The organism is Azospirillum sp. FG154 (assembly GCF_057809575.1).
In genome coordinates this window covers 39,371-56,711 of sequence record NZ_JBMDKF010000007.1, presented here as the reverse complement: position 1 = coordinate 56,711, position 17,341 = coordinate 39,371, and the positions used below count along the sequence as shown (strand labels likewise).

The following is a 17,341-nucleotide window of genomic DNA, read 5'->3' as shown; positions in this document are numbered from 1 at the left end:
CAACAGGGCCGCAATGATCTCGGCCAAAGCCGTCGGCGAAGCGTTGGTTGAGCGCCTCCCAGTCACAGATGGCGGCGTCATGGATGGCGGCGGTTCGTCCCAGTTCGTTTGGGCGTGGTCACGGGCGTGGTCATGGAGCCATCGTCCAATTCCGCCCATAGAAACCTGAAAGCATCGTCAAGCGCCACGCCGTCACCCGCCTGAAGTTCGGCGAGGCCGCGCGCAATGTCAGCGTCCAGACTCCGCCGCAACGCGTCGTCCGCCACAGTCTTCAGCCCAGGCATGGGTGCGTCGTCCATGGCCAAACTGTACTCCATCGCTGGCGCCCCAACAAGCGCCACCCCTCCCCTCTACCCCACCAGCACCGGCAGCGTCCAACCAGCCAGCGCGACGTCCACCGGCAGACGGGCCGCCACGTCGCCGTCGCCCTGCACGGCGTCGCCGACCGGCCCTTCGATGCGCAGACGCTGCGCCGGAATCACGCGATAGTCGGGGAAACGGCGCAGCCGCCCGGCGGTGACGCCCCAGACATAGCGCAGCGCGTTCCACCGCCCGCCGCGCGGAAACAGGCAGACCTGCAACTCCGGCTCGGTCAATCGGGCGTCAGGGGCGCAGACGAAGCGGCCCCCGTAGAAATGCCCCTTGGCGGCGATGACCGCCGCCACCTCTAGCGCCGGGCCGCCGTCCAGCGACACCCGGTAACGGACGTCGGGTCGCGTCGCCAACTGCTTGAGGGTTTCGACGACGTAAGCCCCCTTGCCGATCCGGCGCTTCAGCCGGGCGTCCACGCATTCGACCACCCGCGCGTCCAACCCGACCCCGGCCATCATCGAAAACACCCGCCCGTTGGCGACCGCCGGGTGAATCAGCGCCATCCGTTCACCGGCCAACACCCGCGCCACCCCGTCGGGATCGGTCGGCAAGCCCAACTCGCCCGCCAGCACGTTGGCGGTTCCCATCGGCACAATGCCCAGCGGCACGGCGCCCAGCGGCACGGCGCGGCCAGCGGCGGCGTGGGTCGCCAGCCCGTTGATGACCTCGTTGATGGTGCCGTCGCCGCCCGCCGCGACCACCGCGTCAATGGTGCCGGGAACCACGTCGCGGGCGAAGGCTTCCGCGTCGCCCCGCCCGCCGGTGGAACGCACCAACACCTGGACGCCGTGCCGCGTTTCCAACTGTTCAACCACCGCGCGCAGGCGGCGCGCCCGGCGACCGCCCGCCACCGGATTGTGGATGACCAGCAGACGCCGAACCGCCGCCGCGCCCGGCCCGACCGCGATCCCGCCCAATTCGCTTGAGTCCCGCAACGATTCGCTCCTGTCCGACGGCGCGGCTCGCGCCCTGTGTGTCAAATCAATGACTCTTGAAAGTCAAAGACGTTTCAATAAAACGACGGTTTCTTTGCCAGAACTCACCAGACAACGAATGTTAAGTGCGTCCTCTGCGAGGCATTGTCAAGCAATGCGATTGCGACTATACGGGCCATGTCTTAAATGGCCCCTGTCCAAGCGACGACGGAGCGGAAGATGGACGCCGTACCAGCGGTCAAACGATACCGCAGCATCTTTATCTCCGACGTTCATCTGGGAACGCGGGGGTGCAAGGCCGACTATCTCCTGGATTTTCTCAAGCACAACGAATCGGATCACCTGTTTCTCGTTGGCGACATCGTCGATGGCTGGCGGCTGAAAAAGGGCTGGTACTGGCCGCAGACGCACAACGACGTGGTGCAGAAGATCATGCGCCGGGCGCGCAAGGGCGATCAGGTCTATTACGTCCCCGGCAACCATGACGAGGCGGCGCGCGATTATTGCGGCCTGCAATTCGGCGGCGTCCACGTCGTCGATGAATGGGTCCACACCACCGCCGACGGGCGCCGCCTGCTGGTCATCCACGGCGACCAGTTCGACGCGGTGGTCCGCTACGCCAAATGGCTGGCCCTGCTGGGCGACCACGCTTACGTCGTGCTTTTGCAACTGAACACCGTGTTCAACTGGGCGCGGCGCAAGCTGGGCTTCCGCTATTGGTCGCTGTCGGCCTACCTGAAGCACAAGGCCAAAACGGCGGTCGAGTTCATCGGCAAGTTTGAAGAGGCGCTGGGCGAGGAAGCCCGCCGCCGCAAGGTCGACGGCGTCGTCTGCGGCCACATCCACACCGCCGAGATCCGCGACATGGAAGGGATCCTCTATTGCAACGACGGCGACTGGGTCGAATCCTGCACCGCCTTGGTCGAACACGACAACGGCGCGCTGGAGATCATCCATTGGGCGGAAGCCATGGCGCAACGCACAGCGGTGAAGGCGGCGGCGTGAACATTCTCATCGTCAGCGACGCCTGGCACCCGCAGGTGAACGGCGTCGTGCGCACCATCAGCACCGTGCGCAAAGAGCTGGAAAGCATGGGCCAAACGGTCGAGGTCATCGGCCCGGATCGTTTCCGCACCCTGCCGATGCCCTCCTACCCGGAAATCCGGCTGGCCATCGGCGCGAAACGCACGCTCTGGCGAATGATTACGGAACTGCGGCCCGACTGCATCCACATCGCCACCGAAGGGCCGCTGGGCTTCGCCGCGCGGGCCTATTGCCTGAAGCATGGCAAGCCCTTCACCACCGCCTACCACACCCGGTTCCCGGAATATGTCCGCGACCGCGCGCCGATTCCGCTGATCCTCTCCTACGCCCTGGTCCGCCGCTTCCACAAGCCGTCCTCGGCGGTGATGGTGGCGACCCAGACCATCGAGGACGCGCTGGTCGGTCGCGGCTTCGCCAACATCAAGCGCTGGACGCGCGGCGTGGACACGGAGCTGTTCCGCCCACGCGACAAGAATTTCCTCGATCTGCCGCGCCCGTTGTCGATGTATGTCGGGCGCGTCGCGGTGGAAAAAAATCTGGAGGAATTCCTCAAGCTCGACCTGCCCGGAACCAAGGTGGTGGTGGGCGACGGCCCGGCGCGCGAGGAGCTGCAACGCAAATACCCCGCCGTCCATTGGGTGGGGGCCAAGCATGGCGAAGAGCTGGCCCAGCATTACGCCGCCGCCGACGTCTTCGTCTTCCCCTCGCGCACCGACACCTTCGGGCTGGTCCTGTTGGAGGCTCTGGCGTCGGGCGTTCCCGTCGCCGCCTACCCGGTGCCGGGACCGCTGGACGTGGTCAACGGATCGGGCGCCGGGGTTCTGGACGAGGATCTGAAGCGCGCGGTCGAAGGCGCCCTAACCATCTCCCCGCAAACCTGCCGCGACTACGCGCTGGGCTATTCGTGGCGCCGCTCGGCGGAACAGTTCCTGTCGAACTTGCGGCCATTTTCGTAAGGGATTGGGGTGGCGGGCTTCCATGCCTGAAGGCGGCGCCACCCGCCCGCCAAACCATCCCCATCGCAACAGCGCCCCCGGCGTGCTAAGCTGCCGCCGCGCGCGCTGCCGGGGAGGTCCGGCGGCGTGTTCGTCGTCGCGTCCCTTTGTTTCCGAGCCGCATGCTGCACACCCTTTATCGCGGCCTGACCACCATCGCCGGGCCAGCGGTTCGCCTGTATCTCGACCGTCGCCGGGCCGTCGGCAAGGAGGATTCCGCCCGTCAGGCGGAACGCTTCGGCGCGGCCTCGCGCCCGCGTCCCGACGGGCGGCTGGTCTGGATCCACGCGGCCAGCGTCGGGGAGGCGAACTCCGTGCTGGTGCTGATCGACCGTCTGCTGGACAGCGACGCCGGGCTGACCGTGCTGATGACCACCGGGACCGTGACCTCGGCGGAGTTGATGGGGCGACGCCTGCCGCCGCGCGCCATCCACCATTATGTGCCGGTCGATCTGCCCGGCGCGGTGGACCGTTTCCTCGACCATTGGCGGCCCGACGCCGTGCTGTGGACGGAATCGGAGATTTGGCCGAATCTGCTGGCCGGGATTCGCGCCCGCGCCATTCCGGCGGCGCTGGTCAACGCGCGGATGTCGCAGCGCTCCTTCACCCGTTGGCGCAACGCGCCGGGTTTCGCCGGGGCGCTGCTCTCCACCTTTCAAGTCACGCTGGCCCAGACGGAGGGCGACGCCGACCGGCTGCGCAGCCTGGGCGCGCCCGGCGTGGCCAGCGTCGGCAACCTGAAATTCTCCGCCGAACCGCCGCCCGCCGCCCGCGCGCCGATGGCCGCGCTCAGCGCCGCGCTCGACGGGCGCCCGGTCTGGCTGCTCGCCAGTTCCCACCCTGGCGAGGATGAGATCGCCGCCGCCGTTCACGCCGCGCTGGCCCCCGCCCTGCCCGGCCTGCTGACCGTCGTCGTTCCCCGCCACGCCCACCGGGGCGAGGCCATCGCCGCCCTGATGCAAGAGCGCGGGTTGAGCGTCGCCCGCCGTTCCGACGGCGGTTTGCCGGGGCCGCAGGACGCGGTCTATGTCGCCGACACCATGGGCGAGTTGGGGTTGTTCTACCGCGCCGCGCCGGTGGTCTGCATGGGCGGCTCCTTCGTGCCGCATGGCGGGCAGAATCCGGTGGAACCGGCCTTGCTGGGCTGCGCCGTTCTCTACGGCCCGCACATGTTCAATTTCGGCGAGATCACCCACATGCTGGAGGCGGCGGGCGGGGCGCTGCCGGTGGCCGACGGCCCGGCCCTCATCACCGCCGCCCGCCAATTGCTGACCGACGAGCGCGAACGCGCCCGAATCGTCGCCGGGGCCGCCCGCGTGACCGAGGACAACCGCCGCATCGTCGACCGCGCGCTGGGCGCCTTGGCCCCGGTGCTGGACGCCGCCGGCATCCGTTCGGCGGCCTGATCGGGAGTCACGCGGTTGCGCACACCGGCTTTCTGGTATCGGCCACCGGGCGCGGCGGCGGCGGCCCTGGCCCCGCTGGGGGCGCTGTATGGGCTGATCGGACGGCGGCGGCTGGCGGGAACCACGCCGCGCCGGGTCGGCGTTCCGGTGATCTGCGTCGGCAATCTGGTGGCGGGCGGCGCGGGCAAGACTCCGGTCGGGCTGGCGATCCTCGCCGCGCTGCGCGCGCGCGGGGTGAACGCCCACGCGCTGACCCGTGGCCATGGCGGGCGCGAGGTTGGGCCGCTGCGCGTCGATCCCGCCCGCCACGGCGCGGCGGACGTCGGCGACGAGGCTCTGTTGCTGACCGCGTCCGCCCCCTGCTGGGTCGCCCGCGACCGCGCGGTCGGAGCCGAGGCCGCCGTCGCGGCGGGGGCCGGGGCCATCGTCATGGATGACGGGTTCCAGAACCCTGGCCTGTTCAAGGATCGCGCGCTGGTCGTCGTCGATGGCGCGGTCGGCTTTGGCAATGGGCGGCTGATCCCCGCCGGGCCGTTGCGTGAACGGATCGCCGACGGGCTGCGCCGCGCCAGCGCCCTGGTCATCGTCGGGCCGGACCAGACCGGAGTCGCCGCCCTGGCTGGCGGCCTGCCCGTTCTGCGCGCGCGGCTTACGCCGGACGAGAGCGACCTTGCCCTGGCCGGACGCCGGGTTCTCGCCTTCGCCGGGATTGGCCGACCGGAAAAATTCTTCGCGACGCTGGAAACGCTCGGCGCCGATCTGGTCGCCCGGCGGTCCTTCGCCGACCACCACCCCTATCAGGCGGCGGAGATTCAGGCGTTGCTCGATCAGGCGGCGGCGCTGGACGCCCTGCCCGTCACCACCGCCAAGGACGCCGTGCGCTTGCCCGCCGATCTGCGCGCCCACGTCGCCGTGTTGCCGGTCGCCATCGTCTGGGACGCTCCGGCGGATCTCGACCGCCTGCTCGATCACCCATCCTTGAAGGGAGGCTCGCATGGCGAAGCCGCGTAGCCCGCTCGTCAAATGGCTGACCCGCCGCGTCGGCCACCCGCTGGAGGCCGCCTTCGTCCATGGCGTGCATCGCCTGTTCCGGGCGCTGCCCGTGGACCGCGCCTCGGCCCTGGGCGGTTGGATCGGGCGGACGGTCGGACCGTGGTTGCCGGGAACCCGCACCGCCCGGCGCAACCTGACCCGCGCCTTTCCCGAGAAATCGGCGGCGGAGATCGAGGCGATCATCCGCGCCATGTGGGACAATCTGGGCCGGACGGTCGCCGAATACCCCCATCTGGAAGAGATTGGCCGGGACCGGACGGTGTTCGTCGGCGGCGAGCATGTCGATTCGATGCGCGACGACGGCAAGGCCGGAATCATGGTCGCCGCCCATCTGGGCAATTGGGAGGTGCAATCGGTCGCCTCCCGCCTGCGCGGCCTGAAGCTGGGGCTGGTCTACCGCGCGCCCAACAACCCCTATGTCGCCAAGCTGTTGATCGAGTTGCGCGGCGCCGCCTCCGACACCCAGATCCCCAAAGGAGCCGACGGCGCGCGCAAGCTGCTGCGCGAGCTGTCCAAGGGCGGCCATGTCGGCATCCTGTACGATCAGAAAATGAACGACGGCATCCCCGTGCCCTTTTTTGGCCGCGATGCCATGACCGCCCCCGCCGCCGCGCAACTGGCGATCCGTCTGGACATTCCGCTGTCGCTGGCGCTGACCGAACGGTTGGACGGGGCGAATTTCCGCATCACCGTCCTGCCGCCCCTGGAATACCCGACCAGCGGCGACCGCATTGCCGACGCGCGGATTGTGATGGAACGGCTGAACCGGCTGTTGGAGGATTGGGTGCGCGAACGCCCGGCCCAATGGCTGTGGCTGCACCGCCGCTGGCCCGACTGACCCGGCCTTGATCGGAAAGGTTCTCCCCCCACGATGACGCTGCCGCTCGATCCCCATCTGCTTCACCTCTATTTGCTCGCCGTCTTCGTGTTGGTGCTGGCGCCGGGGCCGGATTTCCTGCTGGTGCTGACCCGCAGCGTCGCCGACGGACGGCGGGCGGGCGTCATCGCCACGCTGGGCATCTCGTTGGGCAACGTCATCCACGCGCTGCTCGCCGCCGTCGGCGTGTCGGCCCTGATCGCCGCCTCCCCCATTCTGTTCGACGCGCTGCGCTATGCGGGCGGCGCCTATCTCGCCTGGATCGGCGCGCGGTCGCTGTGGAGCGCGGTCGCCAGCCGGGCGGATGGAGCCGATGGTCCGGCGGCGGCGTCCGACTCGGCGCAGGCCTCCGTCGTCTTCACCCAGGCGTTGATGACCAACCTTTTGAATCCCAAGATTATTCTGTTCCAACTGGCTTTCGTGCCGCAATTCGTCGCCCCGGAATTGGGCCATGTCGCCGTGCAGATCTTCCTGCTGGGCAACCTCATCACCCTGCTGGGCGCGGCGTATCTGATCGGAGTCGCCGCGCTGTCCGCCGGGACCGCCCGGCGCGTGCTGTCCAGCCAACGGATGAAAACCGCGCTGGACGGGTTGGCCGGGGTTCTGTTTCTGGGATTCGCCCTGCGGCTGCTGTTGACCGACCGCAAGTTCGCTTGATCTCAAGCCGTTGCCCGCCTTGCTCTGTCGGCGGGTGTGGACGCGGCGTCTTCGCGGTGTCATAGTGCGGCCCGCATTCGACCGGCCCGCCTCGAACGGGGCGGGACAGCTTCCCCGAATCCGCGAGCGACGATGACCGAGCCACTCTCCCTGTTCACCAAACTGGCGAACATTCACATCAATTTCGTGACGTGGCGCCGGGGCGCGAAGGTCGGTAGCGACCGTTTCGGCAACGTCTATTACCGCAGCAAGACCACCCCCGCTGGCGCGCGCGAGCGCCGCTGGGTGATCTACGCCGGTGAGCCGGACGCGACGAAGATCCCGCCGGAATGGCACGGCTGGCTGCACCACACCGTCAAAGAGCCGCTGCCCGAAGGCTCCAGCAGCCTGCGCAAGCCGTGGCAGCAAGAGCATCTTCCCAACCTGTCCGGTTCGGCCCAGGCCTACCGTCCGCCCGGCCATGCGCTGGCCGGTGGCGAGCGGGTGGCCGCGACCGGCGATTACGAGCCTTGGACTCCGGCCTGACCGGCCGGACTCCGCAGCAGGATCATCCTATGCGTCGGAACGTGATCGAAACCGTGCTGGGCGGCGTCGTGCTTGTCGCCGCCGGCGTCTTCCTGGCCTTCGCCTACAAAAGCGCTGATCTGCGCAAGGTGCAGGGCTATGAGGTGACGGCCAATTTCTCCAGCATCACCGGGCTGCAAAACGGCTCTGACGTGCGGATCAGCGGCGTGAAGGTCGGCAACGTCGTCGGCCTGTCGCTCGACCCCAAAAGCTATCAGGCGGTCGTCCATTTGGCGCTCGACAACACGGTCAAGCTGCCGAAGGACACGGCGGCGGTGATCGCGTCGGAAAGCCTGCTGGGCGGCAAGTTCCTGTCGCTTGAGCCGGGCGGCGACCCCGACATCATCAAGCCGAACGGGCGCATCGAATACACCCAGAGCACGCCCGGTCTGGAGCAGCTTTTGGGGCAGGTCATCTTCTCGCTGCAAAGCATGAGCAAACCGGCGGACTCCGCCGCCGGGGAGCAACCGCCGAAGATGTGAGCGGATCGTCAGCGCCATCGACCACGCGAAGGGGGCCATTCGGCCCCCTTTGTCGTTTGAAGCGTTTTGATCGTTTTGAAGTCGGATCGTTCCGATATGACAATGAATGAAGGTTTGCAATGACCACCACCGATCAGCGTTGGGAAGCGGGCGGCTACAAGCGGCACGCCGGATTCGTCCCGGAACTCGGCATGCCGGTGGTGGATTTGCTGGCTCCGGCGGCGGGGGAGCGCATCCTTGACCTTGGTTGCGGCGAAGGCACCCTGACCGAACGTCTGGTCGGGTTCGGCTGCGCCGTGGTCGGCGCCGACGCCAGCCCGGAGTTTGTCGCCACGGCCCGCGCGCGCGGCCTCGACGCCCGCGTGATCGACGGCCACGCCCTGCCCTTCACGGCGGAGTTCGACGCGGTGTTCTCCAACGCCGCCCTGCATTGGATGACCCAGCCCGACGCGGTGATCGCCGGGGTGGCGCGGGCCTTGAAACCCAACGGTCGTTTCGTTGCCGAATTTGGCGGCGCCGGCAATGTCGGGCGGATCGTCGCCGGGCTGGAGGCGGCGCTCGACCGGCGCGGGCTGGACGGCAAGGCCGCCAACCCCTGGTATTTCCCGACGCCCGAGTCTTATCAAGCCAAGCTGGAGGCCGCTGGCTTCACCGTGCGCAGCATCGCGCTGATTCCGCGCCCGACGCCGCTGCCCACCGACATGGCCGGGTGGCTGACCACCTTCGCGCAAAGCTTCCTCAACCGCGTTTCGGAAGCGGAACGACCGGCCCTGATCGCCGAGGTTCTCGACTCCGTCGCCCCCGCGCTGCGCGACGCCGAAGGCCGCTGGACCGCCGATTACGTCCGCCTGCGCTTCGCCGCCGACAAGACAGCCTGACGTTCGCCGCAGCCCCGCCCTATTTTCCTGTCATGGACGACGACGCGCTTTCCGCGATAGAAGGCACGACCACAGTTCCGCAACCACGAAAGCGATCCGACGTGACGACGTTTTCGACGCTCCTGTCCCGGTTCACCAACGCGGCCCTTCTCGGCGCCGCTCTGCTGGCCGCTCCGCTTCCGGCCAACGCCGCCACCAAGCCGGAGCAGATGATCGCCCGCCCCGGCGCCAAGCTGCAATGGTTGGACAAGGTGACGGCCCGCACCTCCACCTTCACCATCGCGGTGGGGGAGACCAAGGCGATGGGCAGCCTGCGCATCACCCTGCGCGCCTGCCGGGAAAACCCGCCCATCGACCCGCCGGAGGCCGCCGCTTTTTTGGAGGTGACGGAAATCAAGCCCGGCGAACAGGCCGAGATCGCCTTCAGCGGCTGGATGTTCGCGTCCAGCCCCGGCTTGTCGGCGATGGAAAACGCGATCTACGACGTCTGGGTTCTGTCCTGCGGCAACCCCTGAACCGCGATGGAGCCGCTCTTGAACGAGCGGCGGCTCTTGTCGTCGCAGTTCGGGGCGCTCCCGCACCAGCGCTGGAATCCCCTGGCGACCTGTTCAGACGAACAGCCCGCCAGCGCGGTTGAGGCAAGGGCGAGCGCCATCAGAAGACAAACAACCCGCGCCATGTCTTGACGTCCTTATTCAACCGCCGCCGGAACCGGACTGCCGACCGCTTTGCCCAGATAGTCGTCAACCTGCGCCGCCAGTTCATCGGTGCGGTTGACAAAGAAATGGTTCGCCCCCGGAACGACCCGGTGGTCGATGTGGATGTCTTTCTGGTGCGACAACTTCGTCACCAGCTTCGTCACCGCCGCCGACGGCACCAGCTCGTCACGATCGCCGTGGATGATGAGGCCCGAAGACGGGCACGGCGCCAGAAACGAAAAATCGAACAGGTTGGCCGGGGGCGACACCGACACAAAGCCGTCGATTTCCGGCCGACGCATCAGCAACTGCATGCCGATCCACGCCCCGAACGACACGCCGCCGATCCAGCAGACCGGCGCGTTCGGGTTGTAGGTCTGCAACCAGTCCAGCGCGGCGGCGGCGTCGGCCAACTCGCCTTCGCCCTTGTCATAGGTTCCCTGGCTGCGCCCGACGCCTCGGAAATTGAAGCGCAGGGCCGAGTAGCCGCGCTTGGTGAAAGACTGAAACAAGGTGAAGATCACCTTGTTGTTCATCGTTCCATTGTGCTGCGGATGGGGATGCAACAGCAGCGCGACCGGGGCGTTCGGCTGCTTGCCATGGGTGTAACGGCCTTCCAGGCGACCGGCGGGACCGTTGATGAGCACTTCAGGCATGGGAGCGACGATCCTGACGCGAACGAAGGGTTGTCGAAACAGCCGCGAGGCCGAAAATCGGCCCCATCGGCGCGTTAACGGGGTTTCCCGTCACGGAGTGGGGGTTTTTCGCACACAATTCTTGACCAATTTGGTTGGTCATCCTATATGCGTCGATACGTCCTCCGGGGCAACCCGCTTGTTCCGCTCCTCAAAGCCGAGCCGTTGCGGCGGCTCCAGCCTCAAGGGCGGTCGGATGAGGTCTTGCAAAAGATCGCTCTTCCAGCAAGAGGCCGGACTATACCACGGCGGGTGATGGCGTGTTCAAGCATCTTCGCGAAGAGATTGACGGGATCCTGGCCCGCGACCCCGCCGCCCGGTCGCGGCTGGAGGTTGCGCTGTGCTATCCCGGTTTTCACGCGATCATTCTGCACCGCTTGGCCCGCCGCTGCCATGACGCCGGATGGCGGTTGTCCGCGCGCCTGATTTCCCACCTCGCCCGCGCCGTGACCGGCATCGAAATTCACCCCGGCGCGACCATCGGGCGGCGTTTCTTCATCGACCATGGCATGGGCGTCGTCATCGGCGAAACGGCGGACATCGGCGACGACGTCATGCTCTATCACGGGGTGACGCTGGGCGGCACGTCGCTGGAGCATGGCAAACGGCACCCGACCTTGGGCGACGGCGTCATCGTCGGCGCCGGCGCCAAGATCCTCGGCGCGATCACCATCGGCGCCCAGGCGCGGATCGGCGCCAACGCGGTGGTGGTGGCCGACGTCGCGCCTGGAACCGCCGTGGTCGGCATTCCGGCCAAGCCGGTGACGCCGCGCAGCCCCGCCGACACCCAGAAATTTCTGCCCTACGGCACGCCTTGCGGCGACCTTCCCGACCCCGTGGCCCGCGCGCTGTCCGGTCTGCTCGACCAGATGACGACGCTGCAAGCCCGTGTGGCCGCGTTGGAGGCCACCGCCCCAGACACCAGCGCTTCAGCACCCCGCAACGGCGGGACCAGGAACGTTCAAGGAGACATGCGATGAGACTGAGCACCAAGGGACGCTACGCCGTGATGGCCATGGTCGATCTGGCGGCCACCAGCCAGGGCAGCCCGATCGCGCTCGCCGACATCGCCGAGCGGCAGGAAATCTCGCTGTCCTATCTGGAGCAACTCTTCGCCAAGCTGCGCAAGGGCGGTTTGGTCAAGAGCGTGCGCGGCCCGGGCGGCGGCTATCTGCTGGCCCACCCGGCGGACGAAACCCGCGTGTCGGACATCATCCTGGCGGTGGACGAGCCGATCCGCACCACCCGCTGCGCCAACGGCACGCCGCAGGGCTGCCGCACCAACCGCTCGCGCTGCCTGACCCACGATCTGTGGGAAGAGCTGGGCAACCAGATCCACATGTATCTCAGCTCCGTCACCATCGCCGACGTGGTTGAGCGGCGGATCATCGGCACCAGCGGCCTGCTGCTGGCCCGCCCGGTCCTGCCCGACAGCGACGCCGCCGTCGCCGCTGAGTGAGCGTTTCGCGTGACTTCTGTTCGGATGCCCCCACAGTCAGCCCCGGCGCGCGAGCGGATCTATCTGGACCACAACGCCACCACGCCGCTGAAACCGGCGGTGCGGGCGGCGATGGTCCAGGCCATGGATCTGGTCGGCAACCCCTCGTCGGTCCACGCCTTTGGCCGCGCCGCCCGCCGCGCGGTGGAGGAGGCGCGCGCCGCCGTGGCGGCCCTGGTCGGGGTGAAACCGGCGCAAGTGCTGTTCACCGGCAGCGGGACGGAAGCCAACAACATGGCGCTGCGCGGCTTTCCAGGCCGCGCCGTTCTGGCCTCAGCCATCGAACATGAGTCGGTGTTGGCCGCCGATCCCGTCGCCGAACGGCTGCCGGTGACGCCCGACGGCGTGATCGACCAAGCCGCGCTGGCGGCGACGTTGGAGCGAACCCCGTCCGCTTTGCTGTCCCTGATGGTCGCCAACAACGAAACCGGAGTGATTCAGCCGGTGGCCGAGGCCGCGCGTCTGGCCCACGCGCAGGGCGCGCTGGTCCACGCCGACGCGGTGCAGGCGGCGGGTCGGCTGCCGCTGTCCTTCGCCGAACTGGGCGTCGATCTGCTGACCCTGTCGGCCCACAAGCTGGGCGGCCCGGCGGGCGTCGGCGCGTTGATTCTCGCCGAAGGGCTGGAGCCGGAATCGCTCATTCGCGGCGGCGGTCAGGAAAAGCGCAAACGGGCCGGAACCGAAAATCTGCTGGGCATCGTCGGTTTCGGCGCCGCCGCCCGGCTGGCCCGCGACGAGTTGCCCAACGCCGCCGCGCTGGCCAACCTGCGCGACCGGCTGGAGCGCGAAGCGCTGGCGAACGCCCCACACGCCCGGATCATGGGCGCGGACGCCGCGCGGGTTCCGAACACAAGCTGCCTGGTCCTGCCCGGCCTGTTGGGCGAGACCCAGGTGATGGCGCTGGATCTGGCCGGGGTGGCGGTCAGCGCCGGGTCGGCCTGCTCCAGCGGCAAGGTCAAACCATCCCATGTGCTGGCGGCGATGGGGGCGGACGCTGACACCGCCGCGTCGGCCATCCGCGTCAGTTTGGGCTGGACCAGCGACGACGAGGCGGTGGACCGTTTCCTGACCGCCTGGTTCACTCTGGCCCGGCGGAGCGCGGCGGCGTGAGGCGTTCGGCCAGGGCCGACGCCGCGCGCTTCAGCCGGATGAAATCCCACATTGCGCCGGACGGCGGTTCTGGGTATGACGCGGCTGGAGCACCGACGCATGGCTTGTCGCGTGGCCTGTCGTCTTGGCGTTTTGGTGGACCACCCGCATGACCCGTTCCGATTCCGGCCCGTCCAACGGCGGCCCCGACACCCCCGCCCGCCCGCCCGATCCCTGCGGCCAATGCGGCGGCGCGGTCGGCCCGCGCGCGCTGTTCTGCCACGCCTGCGGCGCGGTGTTGCCGCCCGCCCCGCTCGATCCCTTCACCCGGCTTGGTCTGGAGCGCCGTCTCGACCTTGATCCGGCGCAGATCGCCCGCCAATACAGCGGCTTCGCCCGCGCCTTCGCCGGGGACCGCTTCGCCGACCGCGACGCGACCCAACGCGCCAACGCCAGCGCACAGGCCGCCGCCCTGGCCGACGCGCTGGCGACCCTGACCGACCCGACCCGCCGGGCCAACGCCTTGCGCGCCTTGCAAGGCGGATCAGCGGCGCAGGCGGACGCCCCGCCCATCTCTTAACCCGCCCACCCTTTTTGCAAAAACGAGGATTCCGATGCCCAAGATGACCTTCATCGAACTCGACGGCAGCCGCCGCGAGGTGGACGCCCCGCTCGGCCTGTCCGTTCTGGAAATCGCCCACAAGAACAGCCTGGATCTGGAAGGCGCCTGCGAAGGCTCGCTCGCCTGCTCCACCTGCCACGTCATCATCGAGCCGGAATGGTTCGACGTTCTGACCGAGGCGGCGGAAGACGAAGAGGACATGCTGGATCTGGCCTTCGGCCTGACCAAGACCTCGCGCCTGGGCTGCCAGATCATCATGACCGAAGAGCTGGACGGGCTGGTCGTCCGCCTGCCCAGCGGCGCCAACAACGCGTCCAAGGGCTGACGTCCGGGAAGCGGCGGGTTGACCCCACCAAGCCGCGCCGACCCCGCGTCGGCGCCTTGGTGGCGACGCCGCCCGCATCCCCGGCGCCGGTCCGGGCGCATTTTCGACAGTGAACGTCATGAACTCCCTCGGTCTTCCCAAGCGCCCCCAGGACACCCGCGTGGTCGTCGCCATGTCCGGCGGGGTCGATTCCTCCGTCACCGCCGCCGTGCTGCGGGAGGAGGGCTACGACGTCGTCGGCATCACCCTGCAACTCTACGATCACGGGCTGGCGGTGATGAAGGCGGGCGCCTGCTGCGCCGGTCAAGACATCTACGACGCCCGGCAGGTCGCCGAACGCATCGGCATCCCGCATTATGTGCTGGATTACGAAGGCCGCTTTTCCCAAGACGTGATGGATGATTTCGCCGACAGCTATCTGCGTGGCGAAACCCCGATTCCCTGCGTGCGCTGCAACCAGCGGGTCAAGTTTCGCGACCTGCTGAACACCGCCCGCGATCTGGGGGCCGAGGCGCTGGCCACCGGCCATTACGTCCGCCGCATGATCGGCCCGCAAGGGGCGGAGCTGCACCGCGCCGTCGATCCGGGCAAGGACCAGAGCTATTTCCTGTTCGCCACCACGCGCGACCAGTTGGAGTTCCTGCGCTTCCCGCTGGGCGGCCTGACCAAGCCGGAAACCCGCGCGCTGGCCGAACGCCACGGGCTGGAGGTCGCGGCCAAGCCCGACAGCCAGGATATTTGCTTTGTGCCCGACGGCGATTACGCGTCGGTCGTCGCCAAACTGCGGCCCGGATCGGTCGAGCCGGGCGAGATCGTCCACATCGACGGGCGCGTGTTGGGCCGTCACCAGGGCGTGGTTCATTACACCGTCGGCCAACGCAAGGGTCTGGGCATCGGCGGCATCCGGGGCGAGGACGAGGCGCTCTACGTCGTCCGGCTGGAGCCGGGGCAGCGCCGCGTCGTCGTCGGCCCGCGCCGCGATCTGGCCCGGTCGGTGGTGTCGGTGCGCGAGGTCAATTGGCTCGGCCCCGCCCTGCCCGACGGCGCCGGGCTGGAGGTGTCGGTCAAGCTGCGCTCCGCCCAACCGCCCGCCGCCGCGACCTGGCGCATGGCCGCCGACGGAACCGCGCGGTTGGACTTGCACGAGCCGCAACACGGCGTCGCACCCGGTCAGGCCTGCGTCGTCTACCAGAATGACCGGGTTTTGGGCGGCGGCTGGATCGCCGGAACCGCCCCATAAAAAACTGCAAAAACCCTGTTTCGGCCTATTGACAGAAAACCGCCCTCTGCCCTATAGAAGCGGCCCGGCCAGAAACGACCGGGCACGATGGCAGCGTAGCTCAGTGGTAGAGCAGGGGAATCATAATCCCTTGGTCGGGGGTTCAAATCCCTCCGCTGCTACCAATCGAAAAGCCAGTCAATCCCATGGATTGACTGGCTTTTTCTTTAGCTGGATCCGGAGGCCGCGCCGGGCGCTCTCCGTCCGCTCCCTTCGCTCTTCGGCGGATCGCCCTGCGCCGCCCATGGACAAAGCGCGGGCGCGCCACACATTGTGCGCCATGATGACCGATCCCCGCCTGCTGTCGGTTGCGACGGCGCTGCCACACCATTCTTTTGACCAACAGGCGACGCTGGCCGCCGCGCGGTCGATGTTCGCGCATCGCATGCGCGATTTTGACCGGCTGGCCCCCGTCTTCGCCAACGCCGGGATTCAGACCCGCCACGCCGTACGGCCCCTGGAGTGGTATTTGGAGCCGCATGGCTGGCCGGAACGGGCCGCCATCTTCACCGATTGCGCGTTGGATCTGCTGGAAGAGGCGGCGACCAAAGCGCTGGAGCGCGCCGGACTGCGCCCCGCCGACATCGACGCCATCGTCTGCGTCACCACCACCGGAATCGCCACGCCCAGCCTGGAGGCGCGGCTGCTCGACCGCATGGGCTTTCGTCCCGACACGGCGCGGCTGCCGATTTTCGGGCTGGGCTGCGCCGGGGGCGTTCTGGGGCTGGCGCGGGCCGGGATGATGGCGCGGGCCATGCCGGGATCGACCGTGCTGTTCCTGGTGGTGGAGCTGTGCTCGCTCGCCCACCGCAGCCAGGAGGCGACCCCCACAAACCTGGTGGCGACCGCGCTCTTCGCCGACGGCGCGGCGGCGGCGGTGCTGCGCGCCGGGGACGGACGCGGGCCGCGCCTGCGCGCCAGCGGGGAGCACACCTGGCCCGACACGCGCGGGATCATGGGCTGGCGGGTGGAGAGCGACGGTTTCGGCGTGATCTTCAGCCAGGACATTCCCAAGCTGGTCCGCGACCGCCTGCCCCCGGTTCTCGACGCTTTCCTGAGCAAACAGGGGATGACCCGCGCCGATCTGGCGGGCGTGATCTGCCACACCGGCGGCACCAAGGTGCTTCAGGCGCTGGCGGAGGTTCTGGCCCCGGCGAGCGACGGCATGGACGACGCTTGGGCGTCGCTGCGCGCGTGTGGCAACATGTCGGCGGCCAGCGTGATGTTCGTGCTGGAGCGGCGCTTGTCGCGCGGGGCGACGGGGCCGCATTTGATGGTGGCGCTCGGCCCCGGCTTTTCCGCCGCGCTGACCTTGCTGGAGCTGTGATGAGCCTCGGCGCCCCGCACGTCATTCTGTTGCTGGTGGCCGCCCAACGGCTGCTGGAGCTGGCGCTCGCCAAACGCAACACCGCCCGGCTGCTGGCCCAGGGCGCGCGCGAGGTTGGGGCGGGCCATTACCCGCTGTTCGTTCTGCTGCATGGCTGTTGGCTGCTGACCCTGTTCCTCGTCGTTCCGGCGGACGCCCCGGTCAATCTTTGGCTTTTGGCGCTGTTCGCGCTGCTCCAGGCCGGGCGGGTTTGGGTGATCGCCACGCTTGGACGGTTCTGGACCACGCGGGTCATCACGCTGCCCGACGCCCCGCTGGTGCGGCGCGGTCCCTTCCGTTGGGTTCGCCACCCCAATTACCTGATCGTCGCCGGAGAGTTGGCGCTGTTGCCGCTGATGTTCGGACAGGCGTGGCTGGCGCTGCTGTTTTCCGTTCTCAATCTGCCTCTGACGCGCCACCGCGTGGCTGTGGAGAACGCCGCCCTGAGCGATCGGACCGAAGGGATTCTCTGAACACGCTGAAGTGACGGGCTGAAGCCCTCAAGC

20 protein-coding genes and 1 tRNA gene are annotated in these 17,341 nt (G+C 68.3%); 19 read left to right on the top strand and 2 right to left on the bottom strand.

Annotated elements, in window-relative coordinates:
- Nucleotides 1-350 precede the first annotated feature (350 nt).
- Nucleotides 351-1,307 carry a diacylglycerol/lipid kinase family protein gene (locus tag ACODS4_RS10315; protein WP_488863273.1) on the bottom strand — a complete coding sequence of 319 codons (957 nt, stop codon included), beginning with the start codon at nt 1,305-1,307 and terminating at the stop codon, nt 351-353.
- A gap of 219 nt (nt 1,308-1,526) precedes the next feature.
- On the opposite strand from ACODS4_RS10315, the gene ACODS4_RS10310 reads away from it, so the two are divergent.
- From ACODS4_RS10310 to ACODS4_RS10265, 10 genes are all read left to right on the top strand, one after another.
- Nucleotides 1,527-2,312, top strand: coding sequence for a UDP-2,3-diacylglucosamine diphosphatase (locus tag ACODS4_RS10310; protein WP_488863271.1), 786 nt, complete (start codon nt 1,527-1,529; stop codon nt 2,310-2,312).
- Nucleotides 2,309-3,307, top strand: coding sequence for a glycosyltransferase family 4 protein (locus tag ACODS4_RS10305; protein ID WP_488863269.1), 999 nt, complete (start codon nt 2,309-2,311; stop codon nt 3,305-3,307). The genes ACODS4_RS10310 and ACODS4_RS10305 overlap by 4 nt, the downstream gene beginning before the upstream one ends.
- Before the next feature lie 161 nt (nt 3,308-3,468).
- The gene (locus ACODS4_RS10300) at nt 3,469-4,752 is read left to right on the top strand and encodes a 3-deoxy-D-manno-octulosonic acid transferase (protein ID WP_488863267.1); all 1,284 of its coding nucleotides are present in this window, start codon (nt 3,469-3,471) and stop codon (nt 4,750-4,752) included.
- A gap of 15 nt (nt 4,753-4,767) precedes the next feature.
- The gene (lpxK, locus tag ACODS4_RS10295; RefSeq protein ID WP_488863265.1) at nt 4,768-5,763 is read left to right on the top strand and encodes a tetraacyldisaccharide 4'-kinase; all 996 of its coding nucleotides are present in this window, start codon (nt 4,768-4,770) and stop codon (nt 5,761-5,763) included.
- Nucleotides 5,747-6,643 (top strand): LpxL/LpxP family acyltransferase, encoded by an 897-nt coding sequence (locus tag ACODS4_RS10290; RefSeq protein ID WP_488863263.1) that lies wholly within the window; start codon nt 5,747-5,749, stop codon nt 6,641-6,643. Before lpxK ends, ACODS4_RS10290 begins: the two co-directional genes overlap by 17 nt.
- 33 nt (nt 6,644-6,676) lie before the next feature.
- Nucleotides 6,677-7,339 carry a LysE family translocator gene (locus ACODS4_RS10285; protein ID WP_488863261.1) on the top strand — a complete coding sequence of 221 codons (663 nt, stop codon included), beginning with the start codon at nt 6,677-6,679 and terminating at the stop codon, nt 7,337-7,339.
- A gap of 132 nt (nt 7,340-7,471) precedes the next feature.
- Nucleotides 7,472-7,864 carry an NADH:ubiquinone oxidoreductase subunit NDUFA12 gene (locus tag ACODS4_RS10280; RefSeq protein ID WP_488863259.1) on the top strand — a complete coding sequence of 131 codons (393 nt, stop codon included), beginning with the start codon at nt 7,472-7,474 and terminating at the stop codon, nt 7,862-7,864.
- Nucleotides 7,865-7,893: 29 nt separating this feature from the next.
- Nucleotides 7,894-8,385 carry an outer membrane lipid asymmetry maintenance protein MlaD gene (gene mlaD / locus ACODS4_RS10275; RefSeq protein WP_488863257.1) on the top strand — a complete coding sequence of 164 codons (492 nt, stop codon included), beginning with the start codon at nt 7,894-7,896 and terminating at the stop codon, nt 8,383-8,385.
- Nucleotides 8,386-8,504: 119 nt separating this feature from the next.
- Nucleotides 8,505-9,263 carry a class I SAM-dependent methyltransferase gene (locus ACODS4_RS10270; RefSeq protein ID WP_488863255.1) on the top strand — a complete coding sequence of 253 codons (759 nt, stop codon included), beginning with the start codon at nt 8,505-8,507 and terminating at the stop codon, nt 9,261-9,263.
- A gap of 101 nt (nt 9,264-9,364) precedes the next feature.
- Entirely contained in the window at nt 9,365-9,778 is a 414-nt protein-coding gene (locus ACODS4_RS10265) for a DUF2155 domain-containing protein (RefSeq protein WP_488863253.1), read from the top strand.
- A gap of 176 nt (nt 9,779-9,954) precedes the next feature.
- Here ACODS4_RS10265 and ACODS4_RS10260 read toward each other — a convergent pair whose 3' ends face one another.
- Nucleotides 9,955-10,617 carry an alpha/beta hydrolase gene (locus ACODS4_RS10260; RefSeq protein ID WP_488863252.1) on the bottom strand — a complete coding sequence of 221 codons (663 nt, stop codon included), beginning with the start codon at nt 10,615-10,617 and terminating at the stop codon, nt 9,955-9,957.
- Between the two features lie 299 nt (nt 10,618-10,916).
- Between ACODS4_RS10260 and cysE the strand changes: the two genes are divergently transcribed.
- From cysE to ACODS4_RS10215, 9 genes are all read left to right on the top strand, one after another.
- Nucleotides 10,917-11,636, top strand: coding sequence for a serine O-acetyltransferase (gene cysE, locus ACODS4_RS10255; protein WP_488863251.1), 720 nt, complete (start codon nt 10,917-10,919; stop codon nt 11,634-11,636).
- Nucleotides 11,633-12,115, top strand: coding sequence for an Rrf2 family transcriptional regulator (locus tag ACODS4_RS10250; protein ID WP_488863250.1), 483 nt, complete (start codon nt 11,633-11,635; stop codon nt 12,113-12,115). Before cysE ends, ACODS4_RS10250 begins: the two co-directional genes overlap by 4 nt.
- A 24-nt stretch (nt 12,116-12,139) precedes the next feature.
- Nucleotides 12,140-13,264 (top strand): cysteine desulfurase family protein, encoded by a 1,125-nt coding sequence (locus ACODS4_RS10245; RefSeq protein ID WP_488863248.1) that lies wholly within the window; start codon nt 12,140-12,142, stop codon nt 13,262-13,264.
- Nucleotides 13,265-13,412: 148 nt separating this feature from the next.
- Nucleotides 13,413-13,823: a hypothetical protein gene (locus ACODS4_RS10240; protein WP_488863246.1), complete on the top strand. Its 411-nt coding sequence runs from the start codon at nt 13,413-13,415 to the stop codon at nt 13,821-13,823.
- A 34-nt stretch (nt 13,824-13,857) separates the two neighbouring features.
- Nucleotides 13,858-14,190: a ferredoxin family 2Fe-2S iron-sulfur cluster binding protein gene (locus ACODS4_RS10235; protein ID WP_119832142.1), complete on the top strand. Its 333-nt coding sequence runs from the start codon at nt 13,858-13,860 to the stop codon at nt 14,188-14,190.
- Between the two features lie 118 nt (nt 14,191-14,308).
- Nucleotides 14,309-15,430 (top strand): tRNA 2-thiouridine(34) synthase MnmA, encoded by a 1,122-nt coding sequence (gene mnmA, locus ACODS4_RS10230; protein WP_488863244.1) that lies wholly within the window; start codon nt 14,309-14,311, stop codon nt 15,428-15,430.
- Nucleotides 15,431-15,519: 89 nt separating this feature from the next.
- Nucleotides 15,520-15,594, top strand: a tRNA-Met gene (locus ACODS4_RS10225).
- Nucleotides 15,595-15,749: 155 nt separating this feature from the next.
- Complete coding sequence (locus ACODS4_RS10220; protein WP_488863242.1) at nt 15,750-16,796, top strand: type III polyketide synthase; 1,047 nt, start codon at nt 15,750-15,752, stop codon at nt 16,794-16,796.
- Nucleotides 16,796-17,308 carry an isoprenylcysteine carboxyl methyltransferase family protein gene (locus ACODS4_RS10215; RefSeq protein ID WP_488863240.1) on the top strand — a complete coding sequence of 171 codons (513 nt, stop codon included), beginning with the start codon at nt 16,796-16,798 and terminating at the stop codon, nt 17,306-17,308. The genes ACODS4_RS10220 and ACODS4_RS10215 overlap by 1 nt, the downstream gene beginning before the upstream one ends.
- Nucleotides 17,309-17,341: the final 33 nt, after the last annotated feature.

Excerpts from the sequence above, each read along its gene's own strand:
- ACODS4_RS10260 (WP_488863252.1), bottom strand. The coding sequence starts at position 10,617 with ATGCCTGAAGTGCTCATCAACGGTCCCGCCGGTCGCCTGGAAGGCCGT.
- ACODS4_RS10215 (WP_488863240.1), top strand. The coding sequence starts at position 16,796 with ATGAGCCTCGGCGCCCCGCACGTCATTCTGTTGCTGGTGGCCGCCCAA.
- mlaD (WP_488863257.1), top strand. The coding sequence starts at position 7,894 with ATGCGTCGGAACGTGATCGAAACCGTGCTGGGCGGCGTCGTGCTTGTC.
- ACODS4_RS10310 (WP_488863271.1), top strand. The coding sequence starts at position 1,527 with ATGGACGCCGTACCAGCGGTCAAACGATACCGCAGCATCTTTATCTCC.
- ACODS4_RS10300 (WP_488863267.1), top strand. The coding sequence starts at position 3,469 with ATGCTGCACACCCTTTATCGCGGCCTGACCACCATCGCCGGGCCAGCG.
- ACODS4_RS10270 (WP_488863255.1), top strand. The coding sequence starts at position 8,505 with ATGACCACCACCGATCAGCGTTGGGAAGCGGGCGGCTACAAGCGGCAC.
- ACODS4_RS10290 (WP_488863263.1), top strand. The coding sequence starts at position 5,747 with ATGGCGAAGCCGCGTAGCCCGCTCGTCAAATGGCTGACCCGCCGCGTC.
- ACODS4_RS10250 (WP_488863250.1), top strand. The coding sequence starts at position 11,633 with ATGAGACTGAGCACCAAGGGACGCTACGCCGTGATGGCCATGGTCGAT.
- ACODS4_RS10280 (WP_488863259.1), top strand. The coding sequence starts at position 7,472 with ATGACCGAGCCACTCTCCCTGTTCACCAAACTGGCGAACATTCACATC.
- ACODS4_RS10240 (WP_488863246.1), top strand. The coding sequence starts at position 13,413 with ATGACCCGTTCCGATTCCGGCCCGTCCAACGGCGGCCCCGACACCCCC.
- ACODS4_RS10220 (WP_488863242.1), top strand. The coding sequence starts at position 15,750 with ATGATGACCGATCCCCGCCTGCTGTCGGTTGCGACGGCGCTGCCACAC.
- ACODS4_RS10235 (WP_119832142.1), top strand. The coding sequence starts at position 13,858 with ATGCCCAAGATGACCTTCATCGAACTCGACGGCAGCCGCCGCGAGGTG.
- mnmA (WP_488863244.1), top strand. The coding sequence starts at position 14,309 with ATGAACTCCCTCGGTCTTCCCAAGCGCCCCCAGGACACCCGCGTGGTC.
- ACODS4_RS10285 (WP_488863261.1), top strand. The coding sequence starts at position 6,677 with ATGACGCTGCCGCTCGATCCCCATCTGCTTCACCTCTATTTGCTCGCC.
- ACODS4_RS10245 (WP_488863248.1), top strand. The coding sequence starts at position 12,140 with ATGCCCCCACAGTCAGCCCCGGCGCGCGAGCGGATCTATCTGGACCAC.